This window comes from Nostoc flagelliforme FACHB-838 (genome assembly GCF_014698065.1).
Lineage (GTDB): Bacteria > Cyanobacteriota > Cyanobacteriia > Cyanobacteriales > Nostocaceae > Nostoc > Nostoc flagelliforme_B.
The window spans coordinates 1-10,640 of the sequence record NZ_JACJSI010000202.1 but is presented as its reverse complement, the minus strand read 5'-3'; the positions used below and the strand labels follow the sequence as shown (position 1 = coordinate 10,640).

At 34.2% G+C, this 10,640-nt stretch carries 6 protein-coding genes and 4 pseudogenes; 4 read left to right on the top strand and 6 right to left on the bottom strand.

Going from position 1 to position 10,640, the window contains the following annotated elements; genetic code table 11:
- Nucleotides 1–550: pseudogene (locus H6G97_RS56205) on the top strand (IS982 family transposase); the annotation flags it as partial.
- A gap of 205 nt (nt 551–755) precedes the next feature.
- On the opposite strand, the pseudogene H6G97_RS37160 reads toward H6G97_RS56205, so the two are convergent.
- Both H6G97_RS37160 and H6G97_RS37155 read right to left on the bottom strand, forming a co-directional pair.
- Nucleotides 756–863 (bottom strand): annotated as a pseudogene (locus H6G97_RS37160) (transposase); the annotation flags it as partial.
- Between the two features lie 252 nt (nt 864–1,115).
- Entirely contained in the window at nt 1,116–3,716 is a 2,601-nt protein-coding gene (locus H6G97_RS37155) for a dynamin family protein (RefSeq protein ID WP_190945720.1), read from the bottom strand.
- 415 nt (nt 3,717–4,131) lie between these two features.
- Between H6G97_RS37155 and H6G97_RS53575 the strand changes: the two are divergent.
- The 3 genes and pseudogenes from H6G97_RS53575 to H6G97_RS37140 form a co-directional block, all read left to right on the top strand.
- A pseudogene (locus tag H6G97_RS53575) lies at nt 4,132–4,287 on the top strand (IS630-like element ISAcma27 family transposase); the annotation flags it as partial.
- Nucleotides 4,288–4,983: 696 nt separating this feature from the next.
- Nucleotides 4,984–6,303 (top strand): hypothetical protein, encoded by a 1,320-nt coding sequence (locus H6G97_RS37145; RefSeq protein WP_190945718.1) that lies wholly within the window; start codon nt 4,984–4,986, stop codon nt 6,301–6,303.
- A 127-nt stretch (nt 6,304–6,430) separates the two neighbouring features.
- Nucleotides 6,431–7,168 carry a peptidoglycan-binding domain-containing protein gene (locus H6G97_RS37140; RefSeq protein ID WP_242055808.1) on the top strand — a complete coding sequence of 246 codons (738 nt, stop codon included), beginning with the start codon at nt 6,431–6,433 and terminating at the stop codon, nt 7,166–7,168.
- 869 nt (nt 7,169–8,037) lie between these two features.
- Here H6G97_RS37140 and H6G97_RS37135 read toward each other — a convergent pair.
- The 4 genes and pseudogenes from H6G97_RS37135 to H6G97_RS37120 all read right to left on the bottom strand — a co-directional run.
- Entirely contained in the window at nt 8,038–8,280 is a 243-nt protein-coding gene (locus H6G97_RS37135) for a DUF2281 domain-containing protein (protein ID WP_190945715.1), read from the bottom strand.
- Between the two features lie 654 nt (nt 8,281–8,934).
- Entirely contained in the window at nt 8,935–9,180 is a 246-nt protein-coding gene (locus tag H6G97_RS37130) for a hypothetical protein (protein ID WP_190945714.1), read from the bottom strand.
- A gap of 376 nt (nt 9,181–9,556) precedes the next feature.
- The gene (locus H6G97_RS37125; protein ID WP_190945712.1) at nt 9,557–9,763 is read right to left on the bottom strand and encodes a hypothetical protein; all 207 of its coding nucleotides are present in this window, start codon (nt 9,761–9,763) and stop codon (nt 9,557–9,559) included.
- A 414-nt stretch (nt 9,764–10,177) separates the two neighbouring features.
- Nucleotides 10,178–10,491 (bottom strand): annotated as a pseudogene (locus H6G97_RS37120) (ISAs1 family transposase); the annotation flags it as partial.
- Between the last annotated feature and the right edge of the window lie 149 nt (nt 10,492–10,640).

Below are 10,640 nucleotides of genomic sequence, written 5' to 3'. Positions count from 1 at the left end.
GATTCCACACCAATTAATGTTTGTCACAACTGTCGGGCGCATTCTCACAAAGTGTTTAAAGGATTAGTGAAATGGGGCAAAAATTCTGTGGGCTGGCATTTTGGATTCAAGCTCCATTCAATTATTAATGATTGTGGAGAATTACTCGCATTTTTACTAACGCAAGCATTCGTAGATGACCGAAAACCAGTCCCAGATATGACTAAAGACATAAGAAAGCAAACTGTTTGGTGACAGAGGATACATCTCTCAAAAATTGTTTGAAGAGTTATATGAGCGAGGGTTGCAGTTAGTCACAAAATCTAAGAAGAAAATGAAAAATCGTTTGGCAAAGCTGATTGATAAAATTCTGTTACGCAAACGTGCTGTCATTGAATCGGTCAATTATCATCTGAAAAATATATGTCAAATCAAACACTCTCGTCATCGTAGTCCATTTAACTTTTTGGTTAACTTGATGGCTGGTTTAGCTGCTTATATCTATTTACCCAAAAAACCTTCGATTGATATTTACCCAAAAAATTTGCCTGCACTACCTCCTGCTATTTTTAGTTCCGTCGAACTCACGTCAGTGTTAGCAATCGCTTGTTCGATTGCAAAAACTGGAATCGCTGTCTCGATTGCTTTCAGTACGTCACTACTTTGTATATCTGAAGACAGTAATGAAAAATCTTTGAGATGCACCACACGCTCATTTTCATTCTTGGGACAATGCTTACTTTACAATATTTTCAGCCTTAACTGAACCGTATTAGGCTATAAGCAGGTAAAAACTCTAAAACAAAATTTGGAAACTCTTGAGCGATTTTAGCCAGAATATCCTTACGTTTATGAAAACTAGCATTATCTAATATTAAGATAATTTAAGGTTCCTATTCTCTTTTATCTCGAATTGGAAATATTCCGTCTTTAGCAACCATTATTCGGGAGAAATCTTCTTCTAATCTATTTGGTAGATTGTGGATGCTAGAATAATTTTTTACCCCAAAGTATTGAAGGGATACCTAAAAATTTTACAATTTCAGATTATGGATCAATACCCCATACAAAAAAGCTCAGGCTTTTGGTTTTGAATTATTCCTCAACCTCAGCAAATATAGTTACTTAGAAAAGGATTAATTGTATTGTCTTTTAATAATTATTTTATTAATTATCTCTGAGTACCAGACTCCAATATCTGTATTTATTTTATCTTGGACTTGGTTAAGCTCTTGACAATATTGCAAAATCAAGTTTTTAGATATATTATATTTTGTTACTGCTTCTTGTTCGGTTTTTTCCTGCTCGTCTAAAAGATTTTCGTAAAGCGATATAGCTTGTTCGATAACTCGATTTGCTGATTCAACTTTACTATCAAATCCTGTCTCAAGATTTTCACATAATTTCTTATAAACTATATCAATAGATTCCTCAAACTTTTCAAGACCTATCTCTAAAACTTTCATCTTGATTGGATCATACAATTCCTCATTATCTTCACTTTCTAATCCAAAGTTACTAGTAATCATCGCAGTAATCATAGCAGTAACGTTAGCGATGAAGGCTGCTATAAAACCGATTCCTGTCAATTGTCCTAATTCTATTACTAAAGCGTTCCTAATACCAATACTACTAAACTCTATAAATTCACTAGTAATATCACGGCTGGAAAGTTCCATTCCTTTACTAAATGAAGTGTCTAATCTTATATCTAATTGCTGAAAATCTGCTTGTATTATATTTAATTCATATTTAATATTTTCCTCTAAGATTTGTAAGTTTTCTCGTAGTATTATATCATTAAGCTGATTATTATTCCATTCATTAATCTCATCTAATAAGTCTTTTATAAAGTACTGGACATACTCTAAAACTAATTTTTCTCGGCTCCAAATTGGGCTATGTTTAAGATACCAATATTTGCTCCTTGATAACATATGTTCGCTTAGATTTTCGTACCACTCATTCCAAGAAATATTGGCTTTTTCAAGTGCTTGATCCATAAGTTGAACCGCTACCATACATATTTTTACATCACGCCCACTGGCTTCTCCAATTTTCTCTAAAATTTTCTGTTTTTCAGTTTTATTAATCTCCAGATCACCTTTTAAGGTGTAGTCAGCTTTCTCTAGTACATTGATAATTTTTTTTATTACCCTATTAGCTTCATTGACTGCTCGTTCAATTTTTAATGGTCCTCGTTCAAACATTAAAAACCTTTCTATTGATTTAGTAAAACTATCAAAACTTCTTCTATACTCATCCTCGTATCCGTTTAAAATTGCATCAAGTGCAGCTTGCCCCGAAATAAAATGAACACGGTTTTTATCCGTAATTATCGGATTATCACCTTGAACAAAATTAAGAATCCTCTGTTTAACTTGTTCGCAACCTTTTTGTGTACGTACTAAATCCATAAAATTTCCCACAATAAATAAGTTATTTGCAGGTATGTCATCTTTACCATCGTTCAATTTGATTTTCAATTCATGTAACAAGTTGCGCTCACCTTGCGTTAGTGAACGTGACGCATTAGTAATAAAAATAGCGGCATCAATATCTTGGAGTAACTTTTGAGTAACAGCTGTGAGTTCGGGCCGTTCGTTCAATCCAGGCGAATCAATAATCTCTACACCGCTACTGCATAATTCTAAATCTGGGTGTTCAAAAATGATTTCTTCTATCTCAGAGTTTAGCAGATCATCACTTAGACAACCAATTGCCGCATCTTCAGAAATGCTTGCTTTTTGTTGGTATTCGTCAAATTGAATTTCTTCTTCGCTTCCATCTTTATAACGACAAACTATTCGTTTTTGCATCCCGTACTTTAAAATTGTTACTGTAGCAGTACAGGGAATTTCTCGTGTCGGTTGAATTTCTTCACCAAGTAGAGCATTGAGCAGAGTAGATTTTCCTTGGCTAAATTCGCCTACAACTGCTAATCGAAACTGCTTTAATTGAAGATTTTTTGTGAATGTACTAACTTCATCAATTAAATCTTTAGGTACAAAATTACTTTCATAACAGGCTTGAACTATTTGAGAAATCTGCTGGCAATAATTATCTAACTGCTTACTAAGCTCCTGAAATTTTTTTAACCCTTCGTAGGACACAGACACATGCGGCTCAGTTATTCTGGTTTTAGCAGGTAGAATCGGCACTTTATCGCTAGGCTCCTTAACAAACACAGTATTTTGTCCTTGAAAAAGTTCCGGTTCTAGTAGCATATATACCTCATTTAAAACTGCTTGATCAAAATGTTTTTCAGGTTTAAATGCAGCTGCTAAAACTAGTAAATGTTGCGGCTTAACATCTAAATACTTGGCTAAAACCTCCAAATACTCTTGCTCACGGCAGTTAACCTTGCCACTAGCTGCCGACATTTCGTAACCAAAGCCAATCAATAATAGTCGTTCTGATTGCGTAAGTGGACTTATCAAAGCTAGTACTTCATTATTAAATTTTGAATAAAGCTGATTTTTTTTAACTCCTTTAATCATTAAATGTGTTAGTTGACGTACATCACTTTTTGGTGTACTAAAGCGATATAACATTACTAGCAGCCTTTGTTTTTCTTCCTCTGTAACTATGCCATCAGCAAACATCACTCCTAGCAATACTATAATCAAATTAGCTAGGAATATTAAAGGCTGCGTAGCATCTCGTTGAGTGAGCTTCTGACCTGTAATACGTGATAGTAAGTCAACTAGGTGATCCTCAATTAGTAATGTGTTCATGATGATTATTCATTTATTAGGTTTCCGGAGCTTAGTTAGTCAAATTTTGTTTATAGATTGAGTGTATAAGCTGATTTACAATCTTGCTTGAATTTATAAGAATATTATTACTATATTTGATAGTTGGCATTTTTATAATTAACAAACTCTCAGCAAAAAAGACGATTTATCTTAATCTTAATTCAACACCTAATGCACCTTTTTAACTCAAATTTGCTTTCTAAATTTATTTTTTTAATACAAAAAAGCATATTGCTATTATTTAGCTTACTGATGTAAGCGTGCTATTACGGAATTTATTAATTGGGTGCTATAAAATTATCAGTATAATTACGTAAGTAGGATACGGGGTAGAAAACCAAACTATGTAAAGATAAGTAAATACGTATAATGTGTCTACGAAGGTAACAGAGATATGTGTAGCCGTCTAAGGGTGTTTCTGGACAGAGAACAAGAAAAAACTCTTTTCAACTTGAGAACGGCAGATGTACCCCAGAAAGTGAAAGACAGAGCAGAAGTGATTAGATTGAGCACAAATGGTTGGCACGTCGAGAAAATAGCGGCTCACTTTAATTGGACTGGTACCTTTTTTGCCTTGATTCCTATAGTACCTCTTTGGCATCAAACTATCAGCCGAATTGATTAACTTGGTGTTTTTATTTTCAATGTACTTCTAGCAACATTAGCCTGGGGACTAATTCAAGAAGGATTGAAATTAGGCAACAGAAATTCCTTTTGGGGTGAGATGCTGTTAAGCTGCTACGCAGCTTAATTGTATAATATAAGATTAATAACTAAGCTATTATCGGCGACGTATGCCAGCAAAAAACCATCTTTCTCAAGAGCAGAAGGAGTATCACAGCTAGAAGAATTATTAAATAAGTTGCTCAATGAAGGAGGTCTTATTATCAAATGGTAGCGCAAGATTAAAAACAAGGATAATGCTGTTTATTAAATCGATTTCTCATGAATCTATCCTACTAATAATATTTGTGCTACAAAGCTTAAGCTGATTGAGAACTGAAAACGAAAAATTAAGGTTTTCAAGCACATTTTACGAAACGAAGTAGGTTTTTTTGCAATAGTGGGATAGGTTCATCTACCTTCACTTGTCCCAAAACTAATTTATTCGTTAGGGTTTTGCTAAATTTCACTCTGATTCAGGCTCGTCAATATTTAGATGCGTTTGCCCTGGGGGGTCAAACCCATTACGTTAATTTTTAAGTAACAGTTAGGCTTAAAAAACTAGCTGTTACAAAGTAAAAATATGTTATTTGAATTCACACCTACTATTAAAGCTGGTATTGAAGCTGGTAACTACCTAGAAGTCTTTAGTAATGGGGTCTCTACAGGCATCGCACGCGATACCGCAACAGGAAAACTTGTTGGTTATGCAATTAGTGCACGAGTCGGCGATAATCTTGTATCACCATTGTTTACACCCGTTCAGTTCTTAATGAAAGGAGCAAACATGGTACAAACCTATATAGATTTTCAAAAAAACTATCGAGAAATGAGTTTTGTACAAGTTGGGTTAAAATCACTTCAAACTAACATAGAAATCCTGCAATCAACGACAGATCTGATAGGGGTAGGAACAGTAGCAAGTGTCGCACTCAAGGCAGTAAACTTGCACCAGATACTCAAACTTAAAAAAGGAGTCGAGCAAATACGCTTTGAAGTCAAAAATGGCTTTATTAATTTGAATCAAGCCCTTAAAGATCAAGGAGCTGAAATACGTCAAATTATCGAGGACGTAGCCCAAGATATTAGTTTTGAACAACATCGCATAGTTTTAGTACAAGGGTATACACTATTTATTCAGGCCCATAAACAATTACAGGCGGCAATACGATTACAAGATTTTAGTCAGAGAAATGCCGAAATTGCTGAGGTACGAAGTATGTTGTTAAAGGCATTAGCAAACTATACTAATCCTCGCCTATTGGAAGAAATCTCTGCACCAGGACGACTCCGCACATTTGAATGTACTTGGGCTATTGAACAAGCAATTGCTACCACATACCAAGTGCAGAATGAAATGTCTGCTGTTAGCGATTGCCTTTGGCGTCTTTGCGACAAAATTAGCGAACAGACCTGCATGGTAATTGACAGTTGCCAGTCATACGACGAGCTTGATTTTATCTTTCCTGAAATCAGCCGTTTTCGCAACCATGACTTTGCTATCTTGAAAACCTGGCAAGCACAAGTTGATTGGATGCGGTCACTTTCAAAAAGTGAAATAGAACTTTTAGTTAACAGCGATTTCAACACTTCAGAAGCTGCCCATACTTTTTATATCAATCAAGCAACAGTCTTGACAATACCGCCCGAACAGCTAGCATACGAAGATTTAACTGAGAAATCCCATTTTTATTCCTTGCGTGACCAGTTGATATATATGTTCAAACCTGATCTGCGTTTTGAGTACGAAGTTTATATTAATGAACAAGCTAGCATTGCAGGTTACAAAACATTAGTTTTAAACAACTTACAAAAAGCTTCTAACTTAGCTGTTACAAATCTCTATTACTATTTTAAAATTAGAGATGAATCTAATACTGAGGAAACTTTAGAGTATGTTTGAAAAGTTTTTATAAGTTAAAAACTATATTATTCTCCTTACTATAAGATGGCTAAAGGCGATATAGATAAATGTCTTCGATGTTTCGAGCAATAACTTACAATCAATCGTTAAATTTTAAATCCCCGCTATGAAAAACTTAGCTGCTGCTACTTTTGTTGAATATTTTGCTGAGATTGGTTTATTGATGGCGGGTGTGCTAACAACAAAACAATTATCTCCGGTCAATTTGCTGCAACAGCAACCATTTAAGATAGGGAATAAAGTAAACCATTCAATACAAAGTCAGTTATCCCCAAATGCTCAAGCTATACCACTTGAGTTCTTGCAGTCAGATCAAAGTGCCCAAACTGATTTATCAATCCCGCCACGAAAAAAGGAAAATCTACTTCGTAAGTTCAGGCGAAAGAAACATTCTTTAGATTATTCTCGTTTAGTCCAATCCCATAAGTATGCCTCATACCTCAACCAAGATCATAGAGAGAAGGAAAATCTACTTCATAAATTTAGACGAAAAAACCCTTTTTTGGATTATTCTAGCTTAGTCCAGTCCCATAAGTATGCACAGTCTTTAAGCAAAGACTGTGCAAAACCTCTAGGAGGATCACAAAAGTTTAATAGCAAATCTCTACCAAATCTTGAATTTGGTAGTTCTGGTATTGCCGTTAGAGCATTGCAACGGTTGTTAGTCTCTAATGGCTATCCTATTGGAGTTGATGGAGACTTTGGACCCTTAACAGAAACCGCTGTTATGGCTTTTCAAAACCAGCAAAATTTAAGAGTGGATGGAATAGTTGGTCAACGAACCTGGTATGCGTTGAGCTTTATTGCGATCAATGTGGAGACGTTTTTGAGAAAAAGCAGCTAATAATTTGGGAATAAAGTTAATTAAATGATAGTGAGTACCTTGCAGTGATAAGCGTAAGGGAGAAGTATTGTAAGTGTAGTACCTGAATCAGCAATTCTCATTATGATAATTATTGTCGTTATCATTCGAGGCTATGCAAAATTTATAGTTAAAGATATGAACCTATCCCACTATTCTAAAAATCCTTACTTCTCTTTGTAAAACGTGCTTGAAAGCTTTAATTTTTCGTTTTCACTTCTCAATAAGCTTAAGCTAGCACAAATATTATTAGTGGGATAGGTTCATGGTTTTTGTATTTCAATACTTATAAACGCAGGAGCTTTTTTGAATCAGCAAGAGATTTTTGACGAAATAGTGCAATACTTTCAGTCAATCCTGAAGAATTTTCCTGATAAGGGAATTACAGAGAATAAAATATACAAGTGATGAGAATGATAATAATAGGTGATGCTGTTAAAAAATGTAATAAATCTCAGTATCACAATTACCTTAAGTTTTAATTGGAACATTTTCTCCTAAACAGTTAACTACTTTTTTAAACGTTTGATATATCGGTTAAAACCGGGTTAGTCGCAATCATAGCCAAACTAATAATCCTTTAAGTCAAAAATTTTGCTTTTTCGCCTCAATACTTTACAAAAATTCCAAAACACAGAACCAGAACATTGTCTGGTGCGAGAGCTACCCTTACCTTTGTCTTCAAATTATTAGTTTTATTTATATAATGCTCTCAACAAATTTTCCCAAAATTGTATCAAAAAGTATGGATTTTTAGATAGTCAGGTTTGCAAGTATCCATCACCGAGCGATCACAAAACTTTTTGGTCTACTAAGAATTCAAAAAATGATTATGCAATTGCAAGTAATTTTCATTCTTCTTTATCATGTAGTTCACTTTCCCTACTAGCAAGTTGCTTTCTTATGTTATCTTCATTTAATAAAACTTTACCTAAAGTAACAAGCCTAGTACGAATTCCCTGCAAATCTTCTTCCAAATAAGTTTTATTTGCAGAATTTTTTGAGTCAAGGAATTCGATAAAATTTAACACTTCTTTTTGTTTGTCTGGTGAAAAAAAACGCAATTTCGCTAATATTTTTTGTTCTAAGTTCATAAGATAACTTGTATAAGTTTGGACTTGCTTTAACTTGTAAAACAATTTTTTACAATTTCCGCTTAAGGTTCATAAAATTTTTTACGATAGCCGTTTTTTTATCCTGTTAAGTCTTTTTAAGAAATCATATATTTATACTTTAAAAGTATTTTAGAAACACCCTTTTATAATAATTATGGAAAAATGTCCTCAATCAATATTATTGTATCATTGTTCAAGCTTTTAGCCTTTAAATTTGATGAAACCTAAAAGAAAGTTAGCTAAAACATATTTAGTTTGCATAACTAAATTCAATCAAACTCTTATGGTGTTTAGCGGAAAGTGCAGTAAACATAGATTAGATCTTGACCAATTTATTTATTACCTATTTCCCAGCATTCTCTAAGTCTTCTCTGGCAAAGATAGGTAATCATTCGTTCACATTGGGTAGCATCTTTTTTTATGGCATCTAGCTTGTTGGAAGAGTTTTTGTGGAACTCTTGACTCTAGCTCTATGACATATTATAAGGCATCTACGGCAGTACCCATAAGGTTTAGATATACTTGTGGATTTTGTGAGATTTACTCTAGCCTTAAATAATCTTGAACCTACTACAATAAGCTGACTGTTCACTATAGGGCCGTTTTGATTTTTTGGGGTATAATGCCCCTTTTTTACCTTTTTTTTTTATATATAGATTTGGGTTGAAGTTGATTTACAACTGGCGTTTTTGATAATGATTGTTGCGAAGACAACCATTCCTCAGTTAGATACGCCACCGCACTTAAACCAATCATACCTCCACCTATAGCAACCATAATGTATCTCCCAAGATATTGAATTCCAAAGTATCCAATACTTACTACAGCAAACATTGCACTAATACCTGCAAAGGTATTTTTCAATGTGGATTTGTTCATAAACTTTGATGAAATCTCTAACTTTTTATTCCACAATGAAGACAAATAATATTGATATAAAATCTAATATTAGTTGATCAAAACTGATAAAATCAACACAGGCACACTTATTGCAGACTTTCTAGTTTACAGAACACCGTTTCTAAGCTTGAACTGCATTCATCACCCAAATTTGCTGAAAACATTTTTGTGTTTAAGTAATACTGGTAAAGGACACTATTGACAAAATAAAATTTGTTCCCTTAACAATGATATTAATTATTAAAAGACTTACTCCAATAACTGTGGGGCAAAAGCTAAAAACCTTTTATCCAATGGTTTTTGAGATGATTTCATAGGTTTACAGCCAATAAATTTTCCTGCTGCAATAGTCTTGTTAATTTTCGTATTGATGCCACTTACCACCACCAAGGGTACTCTCAAAATACTTTGCCACCTTTCCATTTGATAATCCTGCTTTAATGATTATGTACACTAATGAATTTAACAAGTTATTGAGATAGGCTTTTAATATATGGCTGCTGGAAGCAGGCATATTTCGTCCTTGTATGTAGCCTGATTTTCTGTAGCTATATTTTGCCATACAGTAAATCTACCATTCTCTGGTTTGATATTTTGACGCTTTTCTCAAACTGTCACTAATACTATGACAGCAAGAATACGTTCCATATCTGCCAATGTTAGAAACAACTATTTTGATTATTATTTTCAGTAAGCTTTAAACCATTTAAATTATCTAAAGATAGCATATTTTTGCTCGCCAGTTCTAATGATTGCAACCGTGCTTTTACGGAAATTATAAACATAGGATAGAAAACTATCAGTGCAATTACGGTAGTGTCTATTTTGGATAAAATTTTTCATAAAAATGGGACTGTTAGCCTTGAAACCCTAATTTTATCGTCAGACTATTGTCAGTGATTGCTAGCCCCCAATAATGGCTAAAACCTGTTCCTAGCCAGGGTTAGCGCGTCTTAAACCCTATTGACAGGAGGATTTATGGCAGAGGTACTGAGTTTGAGAGAGCCGCAGCTAACACAGAAAGCATATAGCGATCGTTCATAGCTGCCCGTCGTGATTTTTGGCGAATACTGCGACGAAAAGACGATTCTCGCTCTAATGCATTAAGAGCAATGCGACGTAGTAAAGCAAAGTTTTGTGGACTGTGTAAAGAACGAATTTGGCATTCATCAAGAGTGGAAGGTAACATCCAATGTCCAATGAACAGAATTTTCTATTTCCCAATGCTGTCGAATTGCACTAGCAATCTTGTTTGCACCATTAATTAAGGCTAGTAATGTAAAATTGTACGTATTCCTAGCATATATTTACTAATTTGCGGATATATAGGACTAGTATTTGATTTCTGAAAAAGCTCCGTACATTTGAAGAGTCGCAAAATCAAAGTTAGTGTTTCGGAGAAACCACTCAAACATCCATTTGAGATGAGAGAACGAAGG

Coding starts and splice junctions, on each gene's coding strand:
- H6G97_RS37130 (WP_190945714.1), bottom strand. CDS start 9,180: ATGAACAAATCCACATTGAAAAATACCTTTGCAGGTATTAGTGCAATG.
- H6G97_RS37145 (WP_190945718.1), top strand. CDS start 4,984: ATGTTATTTGAATTCACACCTACTATTAAAGCTGGTATTGAAGCTGGT.
- H6G97_RS37125 (WP_190945712.1), bottom strand. CDS start 9,763: ATGGCAAAATATAGCTACAGAAAATCAGGCTACATACAAGGACGAAAT.
- H6G97_RS37155 (WP_190945720.1), bottom strand. CDS start 3,716: ATGAACACATTACTAATTGAGGATCACCTAGTTGACTTACTATCACGT.
- H6G97_RS37135 (WP_190945715.1), bottom strand. CDS start 8,280: ATGAACTTAGAACAAAAAATATTAGCGAAATTGCGTTTTTTTTCACCA.
- H6G97_RS37140 (WP_242055808.1), top strand. CDS start 6,431: ATGAAAAACTTAGCTGCTGCTACTTTTGTTGAATATTTTGCTGAGATT.